Origin of the sequence: Piscinibacter gummiphilus (assembly GCF_002116905.1) — a bacterium.
GTDB classification, from domain to species: Bacteria; Pseudomonadota; Gammaproteobacteria; order Burkholderiales; family Burkholderiaceae_C; genus Rhizobacter; species Rhizobacter gummiphilus.
In genome coordinates, this window is record NZ_CP015118.1 from 3,861,958 (window position 1) to 3,886,224 (window position 24,267).

At 69.1% G+C, this 24,267-nt stretch carries 25 protein-coding genes; 17 read left to right on the forward strand and 8 right to left on the reverse strand.

Annotation, left to right across the window (positions count from 1 at the left end; genetic code table 11):
- Positions 1 to 5 precede the first annotated feature (5 nt).
- The 4 genes from A4W93_RS30430 (at position 6) to A4W93_RS17390 (ending at position 4,994) form a co-directional block, all read left to right on the forward strand.
- Positions 6 to 2,003: a glycoside hydrolase family 5 protein gene (locus A4W93_RS30430; protein WP_237357562.1), complete on the forward strand. Its 1,998-nt coding sequence runs from the start codon at positions 6 to 8 to the stop codon at positions 2,001 to 2,003.
- 16 nt (positions 2,004 to 2,019) lie between these two features.
- Positions 2,020 to 3,648, forward strand: coding sequence for a glycoside hydrolase family 6 protein (locus tag A4W93_RS17380; protein ID WP_085751804.1), 1,629 nt, complete (start codon positions 2,020 to 2,022; stop codon positions 3,646 to 3,648).
- A 38-nt stretch (positions 3,649 to 3,686) separates the two neighbouring features.
- Positions 3,687 to 4,358 (forward strand): NAD(P)H-binding protein, encoded by a 672-nt coding sequence (locus A4W93_RS17385; RefSeq protein WP_085754215.1) that lies wholly within the window; start codon positions 3,687 to 3,689, stop codon positions 4,356 to 4,358.
- Positions 4,359 to 4,484: 126 nt separating this feature from the next.
- Positions 4,485 to 4,994, forward strand: coding sequence for a hypothetical protein (locus A4W93_RS17390; protein WP_157131680.1), 510 nt, complete (start codon positions 4,485 to 4,487; stop codon positions 4,992 to 4,994).
- Between the two features lie 104 nt (positions 4,995 to 5,098).
- Here A4W93_RS17390 and A4W93_RS17395 read toward each other — a convergent pair whose 3' ends face one another.
- Positions 5,099 to 5,308 (reverse strand): hypothetical protein, encoded by a 210-nt coding sequence (locus A4W93_RS17395; RefSeq protein WP_085751806.1) that lies wholly within the window; start codon positions 5,306 to 5,308, stop codon positions 5,099 to 5,101.
- Between the two features lie 85 nt (positions 5,309 to 5,393).
- Complete coding sequence (locus A4W93_RS17400; RefSeq protein WP_085754216.1) at positions 5,394 to 6,803, reverse strand: aminotransferase-like domain-containing protein; 1,410 nt, start codon at positions 6,801 to 6,803, stop codon at positions 5,394 to 5,396.
- A 101-nt stretch (positions 6,804 to 6,904) separates the two neighbouring features.
- Between A4W93_RS17400 and A4W93_RS17405 the strand changes: the two genes are divergently transcribed.
- Entirely contained in the window at positions 6,905 to 7,768 is an 864-nt protein-coding gene (locus A4W93_RS17405; protein ID WP_085751807.1) for a DMT family transporter, read from the forward strand.
- A 6-nt stretch (positions 7,769 to 7,774) separates the two neighbouring features.
- On the opposite strand, the gene A4W93_RS17410 is transcribed toward A4W93_RS17405, so the two are convergent.
- Both A4W93_RS17410 and yaaA read right to left on the reverse strand, forming a co-directional pair.
- On the reverse strand, positions 7,775 to 8,626 hold the full coding sequence (locus tag A4W93_RS17410) for a 2OG-Fe(II) oxygenase (RefSeq protein ID WP_085751808.1): 852 nt from the start codon (positions 8,624 to 8,626) through the stop codon (positions 7,775 to 7,777).
- A gap of 58 nt (positions 8,627 to 8,684) precedes the next feature.
- Positions 8,685 to 9,467 carry a peroxide stress protein YaaA gene (gene yaaA, locus A4W93_RS17415; RefSeq protein ID WP_085751809.1) on the reverse strand — a complete coding sequence of 261 codons (783 nt, stop codon included), beginning with the start codon at positions 9,465 to 9,467 and terminating at the stop codon, positions 8,685 to 8,687.
- A 129-nt stretch (positions 9,468 to 9,596) separates the two neighbouring features.
- Here yaaA and A4W93_RS17420 point away from each other — a divergent pair, with 129 nt between their 5' ends.
- A complete protein-coding gene (locus A4W93_RS17420) occupies positions 9,597 to 10,232 on the forward strand; it encodes a hypothetical protein (RefSeq protein ID WP_085751810.1) in 636 nt (211 codons plus the stop codon).
- A gap of 22 nt (positions 10,233 to 10,254) precedes the next feature.
- Here the strand turns inward: A4W93_RS17420 and A4W93_RS17425 are convergent, their stop codons facing one another.
- Together A4W93_RS17425 and A4W93_RS17430 are read right to left on the reverse strand one after the other, a co-directional pair.
- A complete protein-coding gene (locus tag A4W93_RS17425; RefSeq protein WP_085751811.1) occupies positions 10,255 to 10,437 on the reverse strand; it encodes a hypothetical protein in 183 nt (60 codons plus the stop codon).
- A gap of 130 nt (positions 10,438 to 10,567) precedes the next feature.
- Positions 10,568 to 13,783 carry an error-prone DNA polymerase gene (locus A4W93_RS17430; protein WP_085751812.1) on the reverse strand — a complete coding sequence of 1,072 codons (3,216 nt, stop codon included), beginning with the start codon at positions 13,781 to 13,783 and terminating at the stop codon, positions 10,568 to 10,570.
- A gap of 61 nt (positions 13,784 to 13,844) precedes the next feature.
- Here A4W93_RS17430 and A4W93_RS17435 point away from each other — a divergent pair, with 61 nt between their 5' ends.
- From A4W93_RS17435 to A4W93_RS17470, 8 genes are all read left to right on the forward strand, one after another.
- Positions 13,845 to 14,477, forward strand: a complete 633-nt coding sequence (locus A4W93_RS17435; protein WP_157782183.1) for a hypothetical protein — start codon at positions 13,845 to 13,847, stop codon at positions 14,475 to 14,477.
- 35 nt (positions 14,478 to 14,512) lie between these two features.
- A complete protein-coding gene (locus A4W93_RS17440; protein WP_085751814.1) occupies positions 14,513 to 14,902 on the forward strand; it encodes a PH domain-containing protein in 390 nt (129 codons plus the stop codon).
- A 206-nt stretch (positions 14,903 to 15,108) separates the two neighbouring features.
- A complete protein-coding gene (locus tag A4W93_RS17445; protein ID WP_085751815.1) occupies positions 15,109 to 15,372 on the forward strand; it encodes a hypothetical protein in 264 nt (87 codons plus the stop codon).
- 109 nt (positions 15,373 to 15,481) lie between these two features.
- The gene (locus tag A4W93_RS17450) at positions 15,482 to 15,763 is read left to right on the forward strand and encodes a hypothetical protein (RefSeq protein WP_085751816.1); all 282 of its coding nucleotides are present in this window, start codon (positions 15,482 to 15,484) and stop codon (positions 15,761 to 15,763) included.
- A gap of 317 nt (positions 15,764 to 16,080) precedes the next feature.
- Positions 16,081 to 16,365 (forward strand): hypothetical protein, encoded by a 285-nt coding sequence (locus A4W93_RS17455; protein WP_085751817.1) that lies wholly within the window; start codon positions 16,081 to 16,083, stop codon positions 16,363 to 16,365.
- Between the two features lie 8 nt (positions 16,366 to 16,373).
- Positions 16,374 to 16,853, forward strand: coding sequence for a hypothetical protein (locus A4W93_RS17460; protein ID WP_157131681.1), 480 nt, complete (start codon positions 16,374 to 16,376; stop codon positions 16,851 to 16,853).
- A 1-nt stretch (position 16,854) separates the two neighbouring features.
- Positions 16,855 to 17,160 (forward strand): hypothetical protein, encoded by a 306-nt coding sequence (locus A4W93_RS17465; protein WP_085751819.1) that lies wholly within the window; start codon positions 16,855 to 16,857, stop codon positions 17,158 to 17,160.
- Positions 17,161 to 17,267: 107 nt separating this feature from the next.
- Entirely contained in the window at positions 17,268 to 18,173 is a 906-nt protein-coding gene (locus A4W93_RS17470) for a hypothetical protein (protein ID WP_085751820.1), read from the forward strand.
- 162 nt (positions 18,174 to 18,335) lie between these two features.
- Here the strand turns inward: A4W93_RS17470 and A4W93_RS29710 are convergent, their stop codons facing one another.
- A complete protein-coding gene (locus A4W93_RS29710) occupies positions 18,336 to 18,818 on the reverse strand; it encodes a hypothetical protein (RefSeq protein WP_157131682.1) in 483 nt (160 codons plus the stop codon).
- A 509-nt stretch (positions 18,819 to 19,327) separates the two neighbouring features.
- Between A4W93_RS29710 and A4W93_RS17480 the strand changes: the two genes are divergently transcribed.
- The gene (locus tag A4W93_RS17480) at positions 19,328 to 20,506 is read left to right on the forward strand and encodes an IS4 family transposase (protein WP_085749227.1); all 1,179 of its coding nucleotides are present in this window, start codon (positions 19,328 to 19,330) and stop codon (positions 20,504 to 20,506) included.
- A gap of 281 nt (positions 20,507 to 20,787) precedes the next feature.
- Here the strand turns inward: A4W93_RS17480 and A4W93_RS17485 are convergent, their stop codons facing one another.
- On the reverse strand, positions 20,788 to 21,402 hold the full coding sequence (locus tag A4W93_RS17485; protein WP_085751822.1) for a PEP-CTERM sorting domain-containing protein: 615 nt from the start codon (positions 21,400 to 21,402) through the stop codon (positions 20,788 to 20,790).
- Between the two features lie 350 nt (positions 21,403 to 21,752).
- Here A4W93_RS17485 and A4W93_RS17490 point away from each other — a divergent pair, with 350 nt between their 5' ends.
- Entirely contained in the window at positions 21,753 to 22,484 is a 732-nt protein-coding gene (locus tag A4W93_RS17490; RefSeq protein WP_157782184.1) for a type 1 glutamine amidotransferase, read from the forward strand.
- 34 nt (positions 22,485 to 22,518) lie between these two features.
- The gene (locus A4W93_RS17495) at positions 22,519 to 24,174 is read left to right on the forward strand and encodes a hypothetical protein (RefSeq protein ID WP_157131683.1); all 1,656 of its coding nucleotides are present in this window, start codon (positions 22,519 to 22,521) and stop codon (positions 24,172 to 24,174) included.
- Positions 24,175 to 24,267 lie beyond the last annotated feature (93 nt).

Here is a 24,267-nt window from a genome sequence, read left to right on the forward strand (position 1 = left end):
CCGCCATGTCCACCTTCCTTCCCGACGAGCGCCAGCGGCTGCGTTCCGCCTGCGCCCTGCTGAGCACCGCGGTCTTCCTCGTCGCGTGCGGCGGCGGCGGCGACACCGTCAGCGGTCCCGTGCCGGCCCCCGTGGCGGCAACGCCCACGTCGCCTTCGCCTGCCACGCCCTCACCGTCGCCTGCGACGCCGACGCCTGCGCCTGCGCCCGTCGACAACGGCACCCCGTCGCCCGCCCCGGCGACACCGTCACCAGCGCCGGCGACCCCATCGCCCGCCCCCGCCACCCCGTCCCCCGCACCGACACCGTCCCCGACGCCATCCCCGTCCCCCACGCCGAGCCCCGCGCCAGCGTGTGGCGGCTCGCTGCTGTTCTGCGAGGACTTCGAATCGTCCGCGGCCGGCACCGCGACCAGCACGAAGTGGACGATCGACAGCCGCGCCGCCACCGCGGCCATCGACACGGTGCACGCCCGCGGCAAGCAGGCCCTGCACCTGACCATGACCGACAACGGCATGGCCTTCGTGGTGCCGAGCAGCTTCGCCCCCACGGGCAACAGCTTCTTCGGCCGCATGTGGGCCTGGGTCGACGCGTTCCCGGTGAGGCCGGACTACGCGCACTTCACGATGGTCGAGGCATCGGGCAGCGGCAACGGCACGCAGGTGCGCCCGGTGGGCGGCCAGTTCATCCCGGGCCAGGGCAACGGCAAGGCACTGTGGGGCGTGGGCGCCGATGGCGGGCCCACCGGCGACTGGACCGCGTGGCAGCCCACCACGCCCACCGCGGGCGGACGCTGGACCTGCATCGAATGGCAGATGGACGCCACCGACAACCGCGTGGACGTGTGGATCGACGGCGTGGCCAAGCCCGAGATGACCGTCTCCACGAAGAAGCACACCGGCACGAGCGGCGTCGACTTCGTCTTCCCCTCGTTCAACCGCATCAAGCTCGGGTGGCAGCTGTACCAGGGCGGCGCCACGCCGTCGAAGTACGACGTGTGGCTCGACGACCTGGCGCTCGGCTCCGCGCGCATCGGCTGTGGCGACGGCGTGTCGCCGCTGCCCGCCACGCTGCGCTGGCGCGGCGTCAACCTGGCCAGCGCCGAGTTCGCGCCCGAGAAGCTGCCCGGCACGTACGACACCGACTTCACCTACCCCACCGTGGCGAGCGTCGCGTACTACAAGGCCAAGGGCATGAACACGGTGCGGCTGCCGTTCCTGTGGGAGCGCCTGCAGCCGGTGCTGAACCAGGGCTTCGACGGCGCCGAGCTGGGCCGGCTGTCGAACTTCGTCGGCCAGGTGACGTCCACCGGCATGACCGTGCTGCTCGACCCGCACAACTACGCGCGCTACCGCGGCCAGCTGATCGGTTCGGCGGCCGTGCCGAACACGGCGTTCGCGGACCTGTGGACACGGCTCGCCAACCAGTTCAAGGCCAACGACAAGGTGGTGTTCGGCCTGATGAACGAACCGCACACGATGCCCACCGAACAGTGGGTCGCGGCCGCGAACGCGGGCATCGCCGCGATCCGCGCGACCGGCGCCACCCAGGTGATCACGGTGCCGGGCAACGCGTGGACAGGCGCCCACAGCTGGAACGACTCGTTCTACGGCACGCCCAACGGCACCGCGATGAAGAACATCGTCGACCCGGGACGCAACATGGTGTTCGAGGTACACCAGTACCTCGATGCCGATTCGTCCGGCAAGTCGTCGTCCTGCACGAGCGCGACGATCGGCAGCCAGCGGGTCGCCGCCTTCACCGCGTGGCTGCGCGCCAACGGCCACCGCGCGCTGCTCGGCGAGTTCGCCGGCGGCACGGACACCACCTGCCAGCAGGCCATCGGCGACCTGCTGTCCCACCTCGAAGCCAACGGCGACGTGTGGGCGGGCTGGACCTGGTGGGCCGCGGGGCCGTGGTGGGGCAACTACATGTACTCGATCGAACCCGCGAACAGCACCGACAAGCCGCAGATGACGGTCTTGCAGCAGCACCTCAAGTAACCCCAGGGAGAACAACATGACCCACCTCACCCCGCGCGCGGGCGCCCGCGCGCCGGCCTCGCTCGCCCTGCTCTTCTCGCTCGTGCTGACCGCCTGCGGCGGCGGCGGCGACAACGCCGTGCAGTCGAACTCGCCGGCACCGGCGCCCGTGGCCTCGTCGCCGACGGCTCCGACGCCCGAGCCCGGCCCGTCGGCCAGCTCGCCCTCACCCGCAGCACCGAGCCCGTCGGCCGGTTCGCCCTCGCCCGCACCGAGCCCCTCGGCAGGCACACCCTCGCCGTCCCCCACGCCGACGCCGTCGCCGTCTCCGTCCCCCGTGGAGACACCGGCCCCACCTCCGCCGCCCGCCAGCGGCGCGGCCCTCGTCACGACCGGCAACCCGTTCGCGGACGCCGCGCTCTACACGGACCCCGACTACGGGAAGAAGGTGGCGCAGTCGCTGACCCGCGTCACCGCCGGATCCGCCGACGCGACCCTGGTGAAGGCCGCCGCGGCGTTCCCGACCGCCGTGTGGCTCGACCGCCTCGCGGCGATCGACGGTGCCAAGGCGAGCGGCGGTGCGATGGGCCTCGCCGACCACCTCGACGCGGCCGTCGCGCAGCAGAAAGCCGCCAGCGGCACGGGCGCGCTGATGCCGCTCGCGATCACGATCGTCGTCTACGACCTGCCCGACCGCGACTGCGCCGCGTACGCCTCGAACGGCGAACTCAGCTCCGCGAACAACGGCCTCGCGACCTACAAGACCCAGTACATCGACCGCATCGCCGAGATCGTCGCCCGGCCGGCCTACGCGGGCCTGCGCATCGTGGCCGTGGTCGAGCCCGACTCGTACCCGAACATGATCACGAACCTGTCGGTGCCGGCGTGCGCGAACGTGAACCAGAAGCAGGTGTACGTGCAGGGCATCCAGTACGCCCTCGCCAAGCTGTCGGCCACGAAAAACGTGTACCTGTACCTCGACATCGCCCACTCGGGCTGGTTGGGCTGGGATGACAACCGGCAGAAGGCGGTGCAGGGGTTCAAGGCCCTGGTGCAAGGCGCCACGCCGTCGGGCCGGCTCGACATCATCCGCGGCTTCGCGAGCAACACCGCGAACTACACGCCGCTCGACGAACCGTTCTTCAACGGCGACGACCCCATCGTCGACCCGTCGAAGACCACCGGCTTCTACGAGTGGAACCGCGGTGTCGACGAACTGACCTTCATCGACAAGCTGCGCACCGAGTTCACCGCCGCCGGCTTCCCCTCCACGCTGTCGTTCATCGTCGACACCTCGCGCAACGGCTGGGGCGGCCCGGCACGCCCCACCGGAGCGGCTCCCGACGTGGACGACATGCGCATCGACCGCCGCGCCCACCGCGGCAACTGGTGCAACGTGAAGGACACCGGCATCGGCGAACGTCCGCGCGCGAACCCGGACGCCTCGCGCAGCTACCTCGACGCGTACGTGTTCATCAAGCCGCCAGGCGATTCCGACGGCACGAGCGACAGCACGGCCAACACGCCGAACGCCGAGGGCAAGCGCTTCGACATGAAGTGCGGCAGCACCATCGTCGACTCGCTGCCCAACGCGCCGCACGCGGGTCAGTGGTTCCACGACCAGTTCCTGATGCTGCTGCGCAATGCCCATCCGGTGCTGAAGTGATCGGCGCGGAGGCGGGCCGCGCGGCGTACATTCCGCGCATGACCGCCCCCGCCTCCGCCCCCCGCACCGCCTGGCTCGCCGGGGCCTCCGGCCTCGTCGGCTCCCTCCTCCTCGCGCGCCTGCTCGACGCGTCCGTCACCGTGCACGCCCTCGTGCGCCGGCTGCCGGACGTGCCGCGCACGGACCCGCGCCTGCACTACCACCCGGTGGACTTCGAGCACCTGCCGGAGCTGCCCACGGCGGACGACCTCTACATCGCGCTCGGCACCACCATCAAGGTGGCGGGCTCGCGCCCCGCGTTCCGCCGGGTCGACTTCGACGCGGTGGTGCGCACGGCCGAAGCCGCACGTGCCGCGGGCATCCGCCGCGTGGGGCTCGTGTCGGCGGTGGGCGCCGACCCGAAGTCCACCGTGTTCTACAACCAGGTCAAGGGCGAAGCTGAGCAGGCCCTCGCGGCACTGGGCTTCGAGGTCACCGTGTTCGCGCGTCCCGCGCTGCTGCTGGGCGATCGCACGGCCCTGGGCCAGCCCGCCCGGTTCGGCGAACAGCTCGCCGAACGCCTGATGCTGCCGCTCGGCGCCCTGATGCCGAAGGCCATCCGTCCCATCCGGGCCGACGCGGTGGCCGAGGCGCTGATGGCCGCCGTCCCGACCCGGCCCGCCGGCCTGCACATCCTCAGTTCACAGTCCATGCAACGCCGCCCCGCTTGACGCCCGGAATGTGTGCAAGTGTTTCAATAACCACTCGAAGCGAGTAGGCGCTTGCCAATTGACGCGGGTGGACACATCCTGCGCCTTCCGCCGCGTTAACGTGGTCGAAACTGTGGAGTACCTCACATGAAAACACCCTGGCATACCGCCTGGCAAGGCGCCGACGTGGTCGTCTTCCGCGACGACGTCGAGGTGGACCGTTTCACCGCCGACCAGGTCGAGCGCGTCATCTTCGTCCACCGCGGCAGCGGCGAAACGCCGGGCGACCTGTCGTTCGCCGTCGTCGAACTGCCCGAAGACACCATCATCTTCCCCGCCGACACCGGCTTCGCCGGCCGCGTGCACTTCGAGCGCACGCAGTTCTGGGAAGAAAAGCAATGCGTCTACTGGGTGCCCGAATCGCAGGCCCCGCTGCCGGGGCGCCTGCGCCGCGGCCTGTGGCTGCTGCGCCCCGGCACCCCCGCGTACCGCCGCCTGCCGCGCACGGAACTGGCATCCACCCTCGAACGCTGGGTCGTCACCGGCCCGCAGACGTGGGAACAGCGCAAGTGGCTGCGCATCGAACGCAGCCGCCCCTTCGGCAGTACCACGCAGCCGGCCGCGCTCGACAGCACGCACCAGCGCAAGCGCGCCTGAGCGCACCTTCATCCGCACCATGAAGAAGGCCCGGTCGAACCGGGCCGTCGTTGTCGCGCGCGCCTCACGGCGCGGCGCAGGTCGGGCGTCAAGCGCCTTCAGGTTCAGGTCTTGGCCGGCGTGGCAGCGGGCGCGGCTTCGGTCTTCGCCTTCTTCGCGTGCGCGTGCTTCTTCGCGGGCGCCTTCTTCGCCGGCGCTTCCTTGGCGGTGGCAGCGGAAGCGGCGGGGGCTGCCGCAGGGGCTGCGGCCGGCGCCGCAGCGAACGCACCCAGCGAGAACGTGGCAGCGATCAGGGCGGCAAACATCTTGTTCATGGGAGGTCTTTCATTCGGTTGTCGAGCAGGTCGCTCTCCTCCACAACGAGGCCTCCGGAAGCCGCGTTGACCCCCTCGAGTTTCTTTACGTTCGAGCCTTCGAACCCCGTCCGGCGGTCGAGAGCGCCCTTTCCAGCACCTCGAAAATCCGCGTGTCACGCGACTGCGCCACGTTGAACCGCAGGTAGTCCCCCGCACTCGCCGACTGGCTGAACGCGTTGCCCGGTGCGAGCACCACGCCGTCCTGAAGACACGCCCGCGCCACCGCCGCGGCATCGACCCCATCGGGCAAGCGGCACCAGAGGAACATGCCCGCCTGCGGCACGATCCACGGTGTGATGCCGAGCGTGGCGAGGCGAGTCACGGCCTTGTCCATCGCCTCCGCGAGCCGCACGCGCACCGCCTCCATGTGCTTGCGGTAACCGCTGTCGGTGATGGCGGACAGCACCACCTCCGCGCCCAGGCGCCCGCCGCCGAAGTTGGTGGCGATCTTCAGGTCGGTGAGACCGTCGATCCACTCGGGCTTCGCGGCGATGTGGCCGCAGCGCAGCGACGCCGACACCGTCTTCGAGAAGCTGCCGATCTGGATCACGCGCGAGAGGCCGTCGAAGGCCGCGAGCCGGGGGGCGGGCGTCGCCTCGAAGTCCGCGAAGATGTCGTCCTCGACAATCACGAGCCCCGCGCGGTCGGCGAGCTTGAGCAGGCGGTGGGCCACCAGCGGCGACAGCACGGCGCCCGTGGGGTTGTGGATGCCCGAGTTGGTGATGTAGAGCCGCGGCGCGTGTTCGCCGAGCGCCGCGTCGAACGCGTCGAGGTCGGGGCCCTGCGGCGTGTACGGCACGCCCACGACGTGCACGCGGTGGGCCTTCAGCAGCGCGTGGAAGTTGAAGTAGCACGGGTCGTCCACCAGCACGGTGTCGCCCGGCTCCAGCAGGAAGCGGCAGACGAGGTCGATGGCCTGCGTGCCGGACTCGGTGAGCAGCACCTGCTCGGGCGACGCATCGATGCCCGCGGCGGCCAAACGGCGCGCGAGGAACTGGCGCAACCCGGGGTGGCCCTGAGGCGTCGCGTACTCGGCCAGCTCGAGGGTGTCGGCCCGTGCGAGCGAACGCAGCGCGCGGCGCACGCCGGCCTCGTACATCCACGACGCGGGCAGCCAGCCGCAGCCGGGCTTCAGCACGCGGGCGTCGGACTCCAGCGACTGGCGCGAGACCCACAGCGGGTCCACGGCGCGGTCGACCTTCGGCCCCATCTCGGCGAGGGCGAGCGGCGCCACGGGCCCGGCCACGTAGAAGCCCGAGCCCGGCCGGGCCGTGAGCAGGCCCTCTGCCACGAGGCGTTCGTACGCCTCGACGACCGTGGAGACCGACACGCGCAAGGCCCCCGCCTGCGCGCGCACGGACGGCAGCCGTGCGCCAGGCAGCGCCGCGCGCGAGGTGATCCGGGACCGGATCTCCGACATCACCGCCTCGATGCGGGTTCCCTCACGAGCCATCGCGTCCTCCGAACCGTACTGGCCAAACATGCAACACAGTTCTTGGAAATTGTATTGGACTGTCCCTGGTGACGTCGACCCGATGCGGGTCCACTGCATCCATGGAAAAGACAACGAGCGGCTGGGTCAACGGGTTCATCGGCGTGGCGATCTTCGCGGGATCGCTGCCCGCGACCCGCGTGGCGGTCGCCGACTTCGACCCGGCCTTCCTCACCTGCGCCCGCGCCACCGTCGCCGCGGTGCTGGGCCTCGCGCTGCTGATGCTGCTCGGCGAACGCCGGCCCCGCCGCGCCGACCTGCCCTCGCTCGCGCTGGCCGCCCTGGGCGTGGTGGTCGGCTTCCCGCTGCTGACGGCGCTGGCCCTGCAGCACGTGACGTCGGCGCACGCCATCGTGTTCGTGGGGCTGCTGCCGCTGTCCACGGCCCTGTTCGCCGTGCTGCGCGGGGGCGAACGGCCGCGCCCGGCCTTCTGGCTGTTCTCGGTGGCGGGCGCCTCGCTGGTGGCGGGCTACACCGCCTGGGGCGGACTCGAGGTGTCGCTGGTGGGAGACCTGCTGATGCTGGGCGCCATCGCCGTGTGTGGCATGGGCTATGCCGAAGGGGCGCGCCTCGCGCGCACGCTGGGCGGGTGGCAGGTCATCAGCTGGGCGCTGGCCCTGTCGCTGCCGGTGATGCTGCCGGGGGCGCTGCTGACGCGGCCCGAGTCGTTCGGCCACGTGGGCGGCCCGGCCTGGATGGGCTTCGCCTACGTGTCGCTCTTCAGCATGCTGATCGGCTTCGTGTTCTGGTACCGGGGCCTGGCCCAGGGCGGCATCGCGGCCGTGGGGCAGTTGCAGCTGCTCCAGCCGTTCATGGGCCTGGGCCTCGCCGCGCTGCTGCTGCACGAGACGGTGAGCTGGAGCATGCTGCTCGTCACGCTGGCGGCCGTGGTGTGCGTGGCCGGTGCGCGGCGCTACGCCCGGTGAAGCACGTCAGTCGAAGCGCCCCTGGCGCAGCCACTTCGTGGCGACCCACTTCTCCCCCTCGATCACCGGCGCGCCGCCGTGCAGCGTGCGAGTCATGGGGTGCGGCCGGTCGTAGCTGAAGAACACGGCGTTGCCCTTCACCGGGGCCACCTCGAGGTGGACGTCGGGGAAGGTGGTGGCGCCACCCAGCGTAGGCGTGTTGAGGTACGTGACGAGCGTGCCCACGCGCTGGCCGCCGCGCTTGAGGATGTTGGGCGTGCCCGCGTGGGCCGGGTCGAAGTAGTCGTAGTGCGGCTTGTATTCCGCCCCCGGGCGGTAACGCAGGATCTGCAGGCCTTCGCCGTTCTCGATGGGCCAGTTGAGCAGCGCGGCGATGCGCGCCTCGAACCGCGCGCAGACGGCGTTCTCGCCGCGCGAGAAGAACATGCCGTCGCTGGTGCGCGCGACGTTGACCTCGCTGGAGCCCGTGCTGGTGACGACGGTCTCGGACCGTGCGAGCCGCTGGCGCGAGAGCGCGACGAGTTCGTCGCATTCGTCGTCCGTCAGCATGTTGCCGAAGACCACCACGCGCGGGTTGCGCAGGGTCATCACGATGCGGATCTCGTGGCCGTCGACGACGAGGGTCGAGGGCGAGTCGAAGAGCTCGGGCTCGGGCACGCGCACCGGCACCGGCAGGCCGTTGGCCTCGGCGTGTTCCTTCAGGAAGCCGGACAGGGTGTCTTCCAGGGCGACGAGCGCGACGTCCTCGTTCCAGCCGCTGTCCATCATCGACTTGAGCACGGCGTCGGGGTCGCGGCCGGCCTTCGCCTGGTCGACGATCCACTGCCGCAGTTCGGGGGTGACTTGCTGTTCGCTCATGCTGCCATTGTGCCGTTCATGCCGTGACCGTTCGCGTGCTGCCCCTTCTCCGCGTGTATCAAGCCGCGTCGGGCAGGCGCCGGCGGAACACCAGCCGGTCGGGTTCGGAGACCGAGGGTTCGAAGGCGTACCCGTCGGACGCGAAGGATTCCAGGTCCTTCGGCGTGGTGAGCCGCTGCGTGATGGCGTGCCGGGCCATCAGGCCGCGGGCACGCTTCGCGAAGAAGCTGATGATCTTGTATTTTCCACCCTTCCAGTCCTCGAACACACACTCGATGACCCGGGGTTTGAGCACCTTGCGGTCGGCGGCCTTGAAGTACTCGTTCGACGCGAGGTTCACGATGACCGGCACCGGGTCCGCGGCCACGCGGCGGTTGAGGTAGCGCGCCAGCGTGTCGCCCCAATACGCGTAGAGGTTCTTGCCGTGCGGGTTCTCGAGCGCCGTGCCCATCTCGAGGCGGTACGGCTGCATGCGGTCGAGCGGACGCAGCACGCCGTAGAGGCCGCTCAGGATGCTGACGTGCTGCTGGGCCCAGTCGAGGTCCGCGGCCGACAGCGAGGGCGCCTGCAGGCCGTCGTACACGTCGCCGTTGAACGCGAGCACGGCCGGCTTGCTGTTGCGCGCGGTGAAACGCTTCGACCATGCCCCGTACCGCGCCACGTTGAGCGCGGCCAGGCTGTCGGACAGGTCCATCAGGGAGGCGATCTCCTGCGGGCTCTTCGGGCGCAGCAGGTCGATGAGTTCCGCCGACTGCGGCAGGAATTGCGGCAGCGTCGGGCTGTCGATGGTCGAGGGGGTGTCGAAATCGAGCGACTTGGCAGGCGAAAGGAGGAAGTGCATCGCCGCATTTTCGTCCAGGAGTCCGCGGGTTTTCCATGAACGGCCGAAACGTGCATTCCTACCGCCTCGGCAGGCCCGCCCTTTGCCAGAATCGGCGAAGCTGTCCCTTCTCCCGCCGTCTGTTTTTCCATGCGCCACAGTCCCTTCATCAACTGGCTCGCCCGGATCCTCCTCGGTCTCGGTCTCGCGGCCATCAGCATTCAAGTGGGACTGATCTTCTGGCGGAGCTGGTGGCAGGTGGGCGCCGTGTGCGCGGTGGTGGCGGTGGGCGGCTTCGCGCTCGCCGTGCATGCCGAACTGCGCGAACGCCGCCGGCGGCTGCTCAAGCGCGCCTGCGGGGAACTGTCGCTGCCCACGCAGTGGTCCGTGAAGTTCGACAAGCGCCTGCCCGGCGGCTGGACCGCCCCCATCGCGGTGATGCGCGACGACGGCATGCGCTTCGTGGTCGACATCCAGCCGTTCCGTTCGGCCACCTGGTCGTCCGCGCCGCGCAAGGCGGGCGTGGCACCGTGGCTGGTCGACGCGAAGGACAAGCCGCTGCGCCCCGATCCGGTGACCGCGCTGGCCAAGGGTGGCCTGGCGGCCAGCGCCGCGCCGGTGCTGTGGCTGCCCCGCGCCGAGGAGGCCGGCACGTCGCGGCATCCCGACACGAACCTCGTGGTGGTGTCCGGCTCCGCGCGCGACCTCAAGCTGTGGCTCCAGAGCGCGCGCCGCGTGACGGCGAACGCCACGCCGCCGATGGACACGGTGTCCCAGGAAGCCTGACGGCGCCGGCCTCGCCGCACCGTCACTTCTTCGCGGCATCCTCGATCTTCTCGCCCGCGTTCTCGATCTTCTGGCCGGCCTTCTCGGCCGCGTTGTCGATCGACTTGCCCGCGCGTTCGGCGGGGCCCTCGTGGGGTTGGCAGGCGGCCATCGCGAGCGACAGGGCGGCGACGAAGGCGAAGAGCGAAGTCTTGAAGGTGGTCATGGTGTTGTCTCCTGACAGGGTCGGGACCGGGCACACCGTGTGCCCCGGCTGAGCGCACTGTAGAAAACGCCGCACGCCGCGTCGTTCGGCGGAAGCCGGTTCGCAGCGTGCGCGGCGTCCTACCCTGCTGTCAGCGGAAATCCCGGCTGCGCGACACCAGCCCCTGCAGCAGCGGGGTGTGGTCGATCACCTTCGTGGCCACGAGGTGCATCACCGATTCCTCGCCCTCCCCTTGCCGCTGCCACTGCCCGAACACCGTCATCAGCGTGGCGCCCAGCAGCGGCTTGCGCTGCGTCTCCACCACCTTCGGCCACACGATCACGTTGACCGCGCCGGTGTCGTCCTCCAGCGTGACGAACATCGTGCCCTTCGCGGTGGGCGGCCGCTGGCGGTGCGTCACGAGGCCGCTCGCGCGGGCGAGCCGGCCGTGCGGATGGTTCCGCAGCACGGCGGCCGGCAGCACCTTGAACGCATCGAGCTGCTCGCGCAGCAGCGCGAGCGGATGGGTCTTCAGCGTGAGGCCCACGGACCGGTAGTCGGCCAGCGTGTCCTCGACGGCGGCGGGCGCGGCGAGCTCGGCCGACGCTTCGTGCACGCGCGTGGCCCGCAGCAGTTCGGTGGGCCGGGTGTCGATGCCCGCGACCACCCACGCGGCCTGGTGTCGGTGGCCCGCGATGCCGGGCAGCGTGCGCAGCGCGTCGGCCTGTGCCAGCGCTTCCAGGTCGCCGGCGTCCAGGTGGGCGCGGCGGGCGAGGTCTTCGGCGCTGGCGAAGGGCCGCTCCGCGCGCGCGTCGACGAGGCGCCTCGCGGTCTCGCCCTTCAGCCCCTTCACGAGCTGCAGGCCGAGCCGCACCGCGCGCTGCGGCTCGCCCTCGCCTTCGAGGGCGCTGTCCCACGCGCTCACGGTGACGTCGACGGGCCGCACCTCGACGCCGTGCGCACGCGCGTCGCGCACCAGTTGCGCAGGCGCGTAGAAGCCCATCGGCTGGCTGTTGAGCAGGCCCGTGAGGAACACGTCGGGGTGGTGGCACTTGAGCCAGCTGCTGGCGTACGCGAGCAGCGCGAAGCCGGCCGCATGGCTCTCGGGGAAGCCGTATTCGCCGAAGCCCTCGATCTGCCGGAAGATGCGATCGGCGTACTCCTTCTCGTACCCCTTCTCGACCATGCGGCCCACGAGCTTCTTCTCGAACGGCCCGAGCCCGCCCTTGCGTTTCCACGCGGCCATCGCGCGGCGCAGCTGGTCGGCCTCCCCGCCGGTGAAGTCGGCCGCGAGCATCGCGATCTGCATCACCTGTTCCTGGAAGATGGGCACACCCAGCGTTCGCTTCAACGCGGGCTCGATCTCCTTGCTCGGGTACGTGATCTCCTTCGGGTCCTTCTCGCGGTTGAGCAGGTACGGGTGCACCATGCCGCCCTGGATCGGGCCGGGCCGCACGATGGCCACCTCCACCACCAGGTCGTAGTAAGTCTTCGGCTTCAGCCGCGGCAGCATGCTCATCTGCGCGCGGCTCTCGATCTGGAACACGCCCACGGTGTCGGCGCGGCAGATCATCTCGTAGGTGGCTTCGTCCTCGTTGGGGATGTCCTGCATCTCCATCGGCCGGCCGAGCTTGTCCGACAGGTATTGGAGCGACCGCCGCAGCGCACTCAGCATCCCGAGCGCGAGGATGTCCACCTTGATGAGCCCGAGCGCATCGAGGTCGTCCTTGTCCCACTGCACGATGCTGCGCCCTTCCATCGCGGCGTTTTCCACGGGCACGAGCTGCTCGATGCGGTCCTTCGCGATCACGAAGCCGCCCGGGTGCTGGCTCAGGTGGCGCGGGAAGCCGATGAGCTGGCCGGTGAGTTCGATCCAGCGGCGCGTGACCGGCGCCTCGGGGTCGAAGCCCAGTTCACCCAGGCGCGCGGGGTCGACGCTGCGGCCGTCGAACCACTGCTGGCTCTTCGCCACGAGGTCGATGGCCGCTTCGTCGATGCCGAGCGCGCGGCCCACGTCGCGCAGCGCCGAACGCGGCCGGTAGCTGATCACCACCGCGGTGAGCGCCGCGCGGTGGCGGCCGTACTTGCGGTAGAGGTACTGGATCACCTCCTCGCGGCGCTGGTGCTCGAAGTCGATGTCGATGTCGGGCGGCTCGTTGCGTTCAGCGCTGATGAAACGCTCGAACAGCATGGTGGACAGCTCGGGGCTCACCTCCGTCACCTGCAGGCAGTAGCAGACGAGCGAGTTCGCCGCGCTGCCGCGGCCCTGGCACAGGATGCCCTGCGCACGGGCCCACGAGACGATGTCGGCCACGGTGAGGAAGTAGGCCTCGTACTTCAGCTGCTCGATCAGCCCGAGTTCCTTCTCGATCTGTTCCGCGTGTTCGGTCTTCAGGCCCTCCGGGAAGCGCTTCGGCACCCCGGCGTAGGTGAGCGCGCGCAGGTGGCTGATGGGCGTCATGCCCGGCGGCACCAGCTCCTGCGGGTACTCGTACTTCAGCTCCTTCAGCGAGAACGTGCAGCGCTCCGCGAGCACCAGCGACTGGTCGAGCCATGCCGGGTCGTACAGCGCGGCGAGCCGCGCGCGCGACCGCAGGTGCTGCTCGGCATTGGGCTCGAGCTGCCAGCCGCACGCGGACACCGGGCGGTTGACGCGCGTGGCGGTGAGCGTGTCCTGCAGAGCCTTGCGCGAGCGCACGTGCATCAGCACGTCGCCCGCGGCCACGATGGGCAGGCCGGTGAGCGCGGCCACCCGCTCCACGCACGCGAGCAGGTCGTCGTCGCCGGCCCGGTGCAGCAGTTCGAGCGCGAGCACGGCGCGGTCGCGAAACCAGGTCTTGAGCCACACCGCCTGCGCGAACACGAGGTCGAACGGCTGGTCGGCGCTGACCACGAGCAAGCCCAGGCAGTCGGGCAGCCCTGCCAGCATGGGCGCCGCGGGCACGTGCCCTTCGAGGTCGGTGGCGTGCGCGAGGTAGTTGCCCTTCGTCGCCCGCCGGCGCGCCACGGTGATCCACTGCGACAGGTTGCCGTAGCCGCGCCGCGTTTGCGCGAGCAGCACGAGGCGCATCGGGTGCGTGTGAACCAACTCCTCTGGCGGATCGTCCTGCGGCGACAGCCGCATCTCCGCCCCGACGATCAGGTGCAGCGGCCGGTCCCGCGCGGCCACGTGGGCGCGCACGACACCCGCGAGCGAACACTCATCGGTGATGGCGAGCGCCGTGTACCCGAGGTCGATGGCCCGCTCGACGAGTTCCTCGGGGTGCGACGCGCCGGTCAGGAAGCTGAAGTTGCTACGGCAGTGGAGTTCGGCGTAGTCGGGGAGCGCGAAACGCGGTGCCGCTGCGTTTCGGGTGACACTGTTCATTCATACAGTATGATGCGATCCGGGCCGGTGTCAATGGTGCCGTCGGGTAAGCTCCCGCTGCATGAAAACAGGCGCCTACACAGCCGAGGCCATCTGCCGGTGCATGGGCATCGTCTCCTTCGAGCACGACCCCGCATGCACCCGTGCGGTGGAAGCGGTTCGCCTGCTGCTCAAGCCCTCGTTCCATCCCGAGATCTGCATCACGTTCGCGGACGGCATCGTCTCGGTCGCCAGTGCGCGGGGCATGATCTGGCACCAGTACGAGCCCGCGCCCATGCTGGCCGACCGAAGTGAAGCCGTCGTGGCCCAGGGGGCATTCGCCAGCCTGCTGGCGTCGATGGTGCCGGCAACCACGGCACCCGATGCGGTCCCGGGCTTCGTCATCGACGGCATGCCGACCGAGTTGCTGCACTTCAAGGCCGGCGCCCTCGCCTCGAAGGTCGGAGGAAACGGCGGCAGGAAGGGGGACTTCTCTGCCTTCATCGGGCACGCACTGGCCTTGGCCTGGGAACTCGTTCCCAGTCCGTACTGCCGCAATGCGCTCGCGGATGCCGCCGAGTACGTGGACAGGCGTTTCCCCCGCGTGCCGGAACCACCGCGCAAGCCTGTCGCCGAAACCGTGGTGCTGGGGTTGGAGGAAGACCGAGCCCAATTGATGGCGGCGCTGCGACAGCAAGATGGCCGCTCCATGTGACGGGTGGGGCCCGTCGCGGAAAGGGAAAACTCGACATGGGTGTTTCGCTCGATGAGTTCCCCTTCGACCGGCTGCGCCTGCATCCCGATGAACAAGCGCAGTGGAAAGCGCTGGGCTGGGCCGCCCATCGGAGCACCCAATACGCCATCCTCCTGACCGACCGCGCGCTCCACCTGCGTTCAGCGATCTGGTTCGCCCGCTGGCGAAGCATCCCGTTGGCCCAGGTCCGGGACGCTGTGTTCAACGACTCGTGGTGGGGCCCGAGTCTGCGTGTCGAAACGACGGCGGGGAACCAGGTCCTTCGAACGCCGTGGGACGTCCGGGTTGAAATGGACATCGACCGGGAGAACTTGAGGACGGCTGCAGTTCGGGTGCGCCACGCGCTGGCCGGCACAGCCGATGTGGTGCAGTCGCATCGAAGCTGAAGCGGTCCACGCGCCCGGCACCTCCCCCGCCCGAAAACACCGGTCAGGGGGCGATCCACTGGGAGCCCTGGCTGATCCACGGGGGCGCGGGTCTTGCGTTCGGGCTCGTGATGGGTGCCACGCTTTCGCTACCGATGTTCCTCGTGTGCACGCTTCTGCTCGGCCGTCACAGCACGGGCAGCAGGGCTGCGCCGACAATGCCGCGCATGAACAACACGCGCAGGCTGTCGATGAGCAAGGCACGCTCGCTCGCCATGCAGGTCGCCGAGGACTTCGCGCGGCACGGCGGCTGGGAAGGCGCGCTGCTCAGCGCCGAGCCGGACGCCCGCGCCGCGGACCACCGCGGGCGCACGCCAGTCCAGTGGATGGTGGCGTTCTCGACCGTGCTCCGCGGCGTGGAATACGATGGCCCGCGGCTCGTTCGAGTCGACATCGAAAATGGAACGGCCCACGAGACTCCTGACCCCTGACGAAGGCGCCGTACCTGCTTCCAGCCTGGGCGGTCGCGCTCCAGACACGGCCACCATCCCTTGGCGTTCAGTAGGATGATGGCAATTCAACTTTCCCAGCCATGACGCCATGACTGCCCTCGACCCCGATTCGGTCGTCGACCGCGCCAGCTTCTTCCGCTTCGCCGAGGCACTCGTCGCTGAGCGCGTGAGCGCTGAAGAACTGGAGCGGAGGCATCCGCAACGCTACTGCCTGGGTGGCGCGGAAGATTGGCAGAACAGCACGATCTCGAGCTACCTCGAATGTGCGCTGGCGGGCGCCGGCGCCCAAGCGGACTGGGGCACATCGTCGACGGGGCCGACGTGGCGCGACCTCGCCGTGTTCCTCTGGCTGGGCAAGATCTACGAGTAGCCGGCCGGCCCGAGCGAACGTGGACTCTCCCCAGAACGTTGTTCCCCTCGAGCGCCCGTTCGCCGAGTTTCCCGCAGGTCCTTCCGATGCGAAAGCAGTCCTCCTTGCCGGCCTGCGCTGGCCGACGGAGTACTGGGTCGAGTTGGCACTGCGATGGGTGGAGCAAGGTGTCCCGGTGGACGCAGAGGTGGCGGCGGCCTTGCAGTCGATCCCGTCCAGCCGGTTCTCCCAGAGCGTCCGGCACCGGGCTAGAGCCGCGATGAACCGCTGGAAAACGGAAAACGCCGCTCGTTGAGCGCACGACTGGAACACGGACGATGCTTCATACCATCACGCTGAACATCCGCCATGACGGGCCTGACTCGGATTGGCAAACGATCCTGGCGGTCTACCAGTCGATGCCCGGGTGGCAAGGAACTCGGCAGATCGCCTCGTGGTTCGGCCTTCACGGCGACGCGCAATACATCGTCGCCTCCGTTGAACCCTCCGGCGCCGTCTTCGAGGGGCAGGTGGATGCGGGACTCTGGACCGGATGGTTGACGATGCTCTGCGCACGCCTGTCGCTCGCCTTGAACCGAGAGATTCACGACGCAGAGATGTGATGAGTCCCATGCCATCAGACGCCTTGCCCGACATGCCTGCGACGCGCAAGCGCGCCTTGCGAGCCATCGATCCCGATGAGGCCGCCCGTCATCACGAGCTGCTGCGCGGCCTGTTCGCCGCCGAAGTCGAGTTCCGCCGACGCCTGGCCCATGACGACCTCGGCGATGCGGACTGGGACCCGGCATGGGGAGAAGACGACGACTACTTCGAGAACGTGTACTGGTGCGCCTGGCTGCTGTTTCTCGTCGGCAACCCCGCGGACGTCCCCGCCATGTGGCGTGCGAAGTACGATGTGGAATTCGACCTGCAATGCGGTTTCGACATCGAGAACATGCTCGGTGCCGGCCCGGGCCGCACCGTCGCATGGCTACGCGATCAAGGATTTCAGGAGATGGCGGATGGGCTCGCTCACTGGTGCGAGGACGATTCCACTGAACGTCTCGCCCGCTGGTCCGACGAGCGCCGCCGCTACTTTCTCGGCAGTTGAGATGGACGTCATCCACCACGGCCCCCACGCCTGGTTCCTGGTCAAGGACGGCGATGCGCTCCTGCTCGACGCGCGTTGCAGCCACGGCCCGGCCGAGTACAGCGTGGTCATCGAACTCGACGAAGCCGAACGGCAGGCGTACGCGGCGAGGTCGAGGGCCTACCTGGATCAGCTGGCCCAAGCCATCCACGAGTCCGCGCCCGGTGTGCGGGGCAGCACGTCGCCGTATCGGAGCCGGGTCCTCGGCCCTGCTCGCACGAACCAGGTCCAGCAAGCCATCCTGGCGTGGTTGCAGGCGCATCGATGAAGTCCGCCCGGCCAAGCGGAAGCGGACCTCGGCTCGGCCACGAGACCGACCGTCAGGTCCATATGATGCAGGTACGAGAGACTCCGCCGGCCTGAGCCGGTCAACCCATGCAAGACGTGATCGATGAGCTCCTTGGGCGCGGAGACGTCGCCCGGTCCGACCCGGCCTCGCAAGAGGCGATCCGCGCAGTTGCCCGCCGATGCGATGCCCCTCTGCCAGAAGCACTCGTCAAGTTGTGGTTGGTGTCTGACGGCCTCGAGATGGATTCCCTTGACGCGAGCGTTCTCGGTCCCACGCAGGTGATGGCGTGGCTTGACGCCGTCCCCTCATTGGCCGAGCGGGCCCTGGTGCCGGTGCTGGACGACCACCAGTCGAATTGCCTCGCCGTGTGCGTACAGGGCCCACTTGCATTTCGTGTTCTTCATCTGCCGCATGACGATGGTGCACGAGTCCTGTATCGCGACGTCGAGTCATGCGTTCGCTCACTCGTCGAGGCGGCCAGCCTGTGCACCAGCGCTGACTCGTTCTTGTCCGAGACAGAGGGCGACTACGCGCCAGAGGGGCCTCGTACCGCAGCGGACCAAACAGCAGCGAAAGTCCTGCTGACAGGCGCCGATGAAGGCGACGCGTGGAACCACGCGACAACGTTGCTGGACGCGACCCAGCTGGATGAGTGGGCGCGGCTGCTGGAGACGGACCACTTCGTCCGTCGCGATGTCCGCGCCCGAATGCAGAGGATGTCTTCGCCGGACATCCGGGAACTGCTTCGGAAAGATGAACAGGCCTTCGAGGCGTTCGTCTCGCATTTCATCGCAAGCGTTCGTGGTGCCGGTCGACAGGTGGGAACACGCGATGGGACGAGCTTGCGTGTGGGGAACAAGTGGTACGAACTGGAGACCTTCTTCCACCGTCGGAACGTGCCCGACGCGACAGAGCGCACGCTTGCGTGGATCAATGATCAGCTGGCTGGCAGGGACCCGCGCGGTCGATCTGACAATCTGATGGTGGATTGAGTCGCGCCGCGCGGGCCTGAAACCAGGGCAACCACGCGACAGCGCGCTGCGGCCTCACTGGATCCCGGCGTTCGCCCACTGCTGTCCGGGGAAAATCGGCGCGGTCAAGGAAGGGCTCGATGAACAGGGCGATCCGGCAGGATCAGGTCTGCGTCGACTCGATCAGCAGTTGCCACCCGCCCACCTCGTACCCGACCGCGGCTGCACATCGCCGAAGGCGATGTGCAGCTCCTCCAGCACGATGCGAAGCGAGCCGGTGCTCTTGAATCCCCCGTTGGAGGCGTCGAGAAGCGCAGCGGCGGTCGAGCCCACTTGTTTGAGCCCGAAGGGCGAGTTGTGGGCGAAGCCCCAAGCCGCGAGCATCGCAGAGCAGTCCTGACCGGCGAAGCCGGGCAGGACCGCCGGATCGGGGGCGCTCTTTGCCCACGTTCTCGCGTGAGAAAGTGGGTCGGCTGCCGGGCCGAGACCCGGCGCGGCCTCACCCGAAGAGCAAACGCCACGCCAGATCGCTCGATGCCGCGCACGTCCGGCGCCCGCGATGGGTCCCGGCTTTCGCCGGGACGACAAGTGTTTTGAGGGCGTCTCGATTTTCCCCGGACAGCAATGGGCGCAGGCCGGGACCCTGAGCAGGTTGTCCGCGCGCATGTCCGAGTCCTTGCTGGCCGTGCCGGCTGCGCGCGCCACCGTTCCCCTCGTGAGTGAGACCGCGCCGGGAGTTCGCCCCGGCGGGCGAGTCACTTATTTGCTGGTGCAAATAAGTAACCAACAAAGCACCTGAACACCAGCTTCGGCTTATTCGGCTCTGCTGCTCCTGCTCCGCGGGACTCGCGCGTCGAACGCCGAGAACTCGATGACGCCAGGACTTCTCGCCAGGCTCTGACTCGCGGGGTCTGCCTTCGCGAACGCTCGGTTCAATCGAGCCACTCGCGTCGTTCCGCGCAGGGCGGAACATCCTGCTGAGCGCAGGCGCTGGCGCCTGCACGCGGTGGCATCGGGTTCTGCGATGACGCTGTGTTCGCGCGCCAGGCCCAGGGTCCCGGCCTGCGCCCATTGCTGTCCGGGGAAAGTTTGAGTGCTGAGCGGTAAGTTGTTGCGAGGGTTGGTGATTTGGGATAAATCCCAGAGCGCCAACTCGATCAACAAACCCCCGCAACATGCAAAGCATAAGCCGGTTCCACCAGTTCCTGAAGCTGCTCCCACGCGGGGCGTTCGACAAGGCAGTCGAGAGATACGACGCTGATCGATACTGCAAGAGCTTCGACAGCTGGGGGCACTTGGTGGCGATGGTCTATGCCCAGGTGTCCAAGTCGAGTTCGCTGCGGGACATCGCGACCGGCTTCAACGCTCAGAGCAACCACCACTACCACTTGGGCGCGGGACGCCTGACGCACTCGACGCTGGGCGACGCCAACAAGCGCCGTGACTGGCGAGTGTTCGGCGACACGGCTCGAGCGTTGATGAACATGCTCAAGCCGAAGGTGCGCAGGGAGTACAGCGACCTGCTGTTCCTGATCGACTCGACGACGGTGAGCCTGAAGGGACGCGGCTTCGACGAGTGGGCGGCTCCGACGAAGGTGCGCTCCACGCAGGGCCTGAAGCTGCACATGGTGTACGAGCACGGGAGTGCAACGCCCTGGTGGCAGAGCATGACGGCCACCAACGTCAACGATCTGACGGCGGCGCTGCCCGTACCGATCGAGCGGGACGCCACCTACGTCTTCGACAAGGGGTACTACGACTTCAATTGGTGGCACGACATCGACGCTGAGGGCGCGCGGTTCGTGACCCGGTTCAAGATGAACGTGAAGTTGGAGGTGGTGGCGGAGCGGGAGATCGTAGAGGCAGACGAGGGCGTCATCCTCAAGGATCAAGTTGTTCGATTGACCAACCGCAGGCCCGGCGGTGGCCGATACAACCGCTACGTCGAACCGCTGCGTCGGATCGAAGTGCACCGGCCCGGCGACACGCCGCTGGTGTTCGCCAGCAACGATCTGAACGCACCCGCCGCAGAGATCGCAGCGCTCTACAAGGAGCGCTGGGCGGTGGAACTGTTCTTCAAGTGGATCAAGCAGAACCTGAACATCAAGAAGTTCTGCGCGCGAACAGAGAATGCTGTTCGGATCCAGGTGATGACGGCACTGATCACCTACCTGCTCCTGGTGCTGGAGCAGGCAGGAAAGCAGGGCGAGAGCAGCTTGCGAACGCGGTTGAACGAGTTGACAGCAACACTGTTCGAGCGAGTCGGGCGGCGCGAGAAAACCACCGAGAGCCGACGACGACGAACCGAGCTACGAGCCTTCAAGGCGGGCCAGATGGATCTGGCCTTTGCTTGATACAAGTTCCCCGGACAGCAATGGGCCTGCGCCGGGACGACAGTTTTGTTCTTTGCGGCGCGATCGAGTCGGGAGACCGGCAGCTTCGTTGCAGTCCGCTTCAGAGCGGGTCAATCAGTCGATGCCTCGATTTTCCCCGAGCAGCAATGGGCGAACGCCGGGATCCGCTGCATTCAGGTTCGCACATGGCTCGCATGGGTCCCGGCGTTCGCCGGGATGACGAGTCGATGGGCACTGGAGGAGCGCTTCCGCCTGAAGCAGCCGCGCCTCCGCCCGCCTCCTCAGCGGTGCCTGCGGCGCATGGCGGCGACAAGCCCCAGGCCGGCGAACATCATCGCAACGGCCGCCGGTTCCGGCACCGGCGCGGCAACCCGCACGACCAGCGTGTCCGACCACGTCTGCGACCCAGGCTGCCCCCACCACGGCGACGATTGGTAGCCCGGAACGTTCAGGCCGGGCCCGTTGGCGTAGTTGCAGGTGGTGGCCCATGCGCTGAAGTACGCGGCGGCGCAGGCCATGTCCATGCCGTTGCGTCCGGGGACGTTGACCCATGAGCCGCTGACCGGGTCCTTCGCGCCCGGCTCACCGGGCACGTTCGCCCCCTCGAACAGGAACTGCGATGCGAGCGGAGCGAACGCGAGTTCCTCGACCGTCGCCAGGCGCCAGCCGAACTGGGACTGGTAGCTGAGGTCGATGCCGGTGTAGAGCGTGGGCGCCGCGTATTCGACGAAGCTGCCGTCCGCGGCCACGGGGTTCGCCCAGGCCCAGTCGAAACCGTTGTAGGTGATGTACGCGTTGGCCGCGACGGGGGCGTCGTAGCGTGCGGCCTGGGCGCCGGCGCAGGCCAGCACGAGCGCCGCTGCGACCAGCGGCCGCAGCGAGGTGCGAATCGTCATGTCTCTCTCCGTGGGTGAATGGAACCCGGGGGTCGTCGCCCCCGTAGGCCGGATTGTGAGGTCTCGCACGCTCGGCGCCCCTCCACGACCGCGGGGGCGCGCAACAGGCACCGATGACCCACCAGGCGCAGGCCAGCGGTCCGACGACCGCGGCCAGCGCCAGCACGATGCCCGGCCCATCGAACATGTCACCCTCCCCTCGAAGCAAACCCCGCATCGTAGGCAGGCGCGCATCAAGATCGTGTCAATTCACGGGCCCCATCGAATTGACGCCGTCTTGACACGCCCGACCCTAGATTGATCGCTCCTCCACAGCCGGCGCGCCGCAACGCGCCCCATCCATGAGACCCGTGGCGATCCTTCAGCACGACCCGACCCAGCGCGGCGGCTTCCTCGTCCGCTGCCTCGAACAATGCGGCATGGAGACGAAGGTCTTCTGTCCCGACGAGGGCGACAGCCTCCCTCGCAGCGCCCCCGACTACAGCGGCATCGTGCTGCTCGGCAGCAACCGCAGCGTCAACGACCCGGTCGACTGGATCGCCGAGGAACTGCACTTCGTGCGCAGCGCCATGCACCTCGACGTGCCCGTGCTGGGCCACTGCTTCGGGGCGCAGATGATGGCGAAGTCGCTCGGGGCGCACGTGTGCCGCAACGCGTGGGCCAACATCGGCTGGAGCCGGCTGCACGTGACACCCCACGGCACCGCCCTCTTCGGCGCCGACGAGGTCGTCGGCTTCAACTGGCACTACGAGACCTTCGCCATCCCGACCGGCGCGCGCCGCCTGCTGTACGGCACCCACTGCCTCAACAAGGCGTTCGCGATCGGCCGGCACATGGCGTTCCAGTGCCACTTCGAGGTCACCGAGGACATCGTCTCGGAGTGGTGCGAGCACGCCCGCGCCGAGCTGTCCGTGGCCGGCGGGCCCGCGGTGCAGAGCCGCGCCCGGATCCTCGCGGACATGCACTCGAACCTCCCGGCCCTGCAGGCGACGGCCCGCCGCATCTACCGGCAATGGGCCCGCTCGCTGACACCGCCCGCGCGCCGTCGAACCGCCCGTGAAGGAGCCGGTGCCGCCGGGTGACAATCCCGGCGACGAACAAAAGAGGGAGGACCTGATGGAGTGGTTGAAGCGCCTGCTCGGAGGCAATGGACGCGGCGAAGGCAAGTTGGCCCCGCCGCCACCCCCGACGATGGTGAACGGCTTCCCAGCGCCCTGGGTCGACGGCCGCCCGAGCCTCTTCGGGTACCTCGCCAGCTTCCCGCTGGAGCCCGGCGGCCGACTGCCGGAGGCCGCAGCCACGCTGCCCGATGAGGAGGCGGTGGTCAGCCGCAGCGGCTCCGACCTCCGCTGGGCGGCCGGTGCCGCGGACGGGGTCCTCAGCCATCACGTGGGGCACGCGGAGCCGGATTCGGCGGACAAGGTCCTGCACATGCTGGAAGCGGCATTGAACACGCCGACGCCCGAACACGTGAAGGACTTCTACGACTTCGTGACCGAGGGCGAGGTGATGCGGCTCGCCGACGCGCTGCTGACCGCCGTCCGCGGCTCCCGCGAGATCGATGCCGGGCGGCTCCATGCCTTCGCGCGCTGGCTGGTGTGCGAAAGCCCGGACCGTGGCCCCGTCAAGATGGGCATCGCGCTGCTGGGCCTCATCCGCCCGCCGCAGGAAACCGAGGTGCTGCTGCGCCTCGGCCTGCACGACGAGTTCACGCTCTATGCATCGGTCGCGCTGAGCAACACGCTGCCGCCCGCCGAAGGGGAAGAGGCCCTGTGGAACCTCGCCCGGCGCGTGGACGGCTGGGGCCGCATCCACCTCGTGGAACGGCTGGCCGGGACGGCGCAGCCCGCGATCCGCGCCTGGCTGCTGCGCGAGGGCTACAGGAACTCGGTGATGAACGAGTACCTCGCGCATGCCTGCGCGACCGGCGGCGGCCTGCTGGCGGCGCTTCAGGCCGCGGAGGTGGATGCGCCCCTGCTCGCCGGCGCGGGCGAACTGATCCAGGCGCTGCTGCGCGGTGGCCCGGCCGCGGACATCTCCGACTACGACGACGGGGCGCAGGCCGTGGTGCGGTATCTCGCGCACGTGGCCTCGCAGGCCTCACCTCCGCTGGCGACCTACCTCGCCGTGGCCGACATCGCCGACTTCGTGGACGATGCGGAACGCACCTGGGAGCCCCTCGAAGCCATCGGGTGGACGCCCGCCCACCGCGAGCGCGTGCGCGATGCCGCCGCGCGGATCCTGTCCGCACCGCACTGGCCGGAGCTGGTGCGGGCGGCCCTCGGCGACACGGACCCGGACGCCTTCTGGGTCGCCAGCACCGCCGCGGAACGCATGGGCCTGGACATCTGGGAGACGCGCTTCGCCCGGCAGCGCGATGGCACGGGCGAACAGTGGTTCGAACTGATGCGCACGAACGACGCGGAACGGGTCGAGCGCGTCGTCGCGCTGGCGCGGGAGCGGCTCGACCTCCCCGCGATCGCCACGGGCCCCGCGAACGAGATGGGCTTCGGCGCCGCGTTCGAGAACCATCGGGCGCTGGACTTCGTGCTGCAGGCACTCGGTGTCTTCCCGGGCCAAGGCTGGCCGCTCGTGGAAGCGGGCCTGCGCAGCCCGGTCATCCGCAACCGCCACATGGCGGTCGGCGCCCTGGAGGGCTGGGGGCGCGCGCAGTGGCCCGACGCGGCGCCGGCCCTGCTGTCACAGGCGCAGCGCGAGGAGCCCGATGACCGCGTCCGCGAGCGCATGACGGCGTTGCTGGCGGCGTCCTGAACCGACGGGCCTGCCCGCGGCGACTAGGGCATGCCCTCATGGTCCCCCGCACCGCCGGGCGACAAGATCCGGGTTGACCCGAATCGCCCCCTG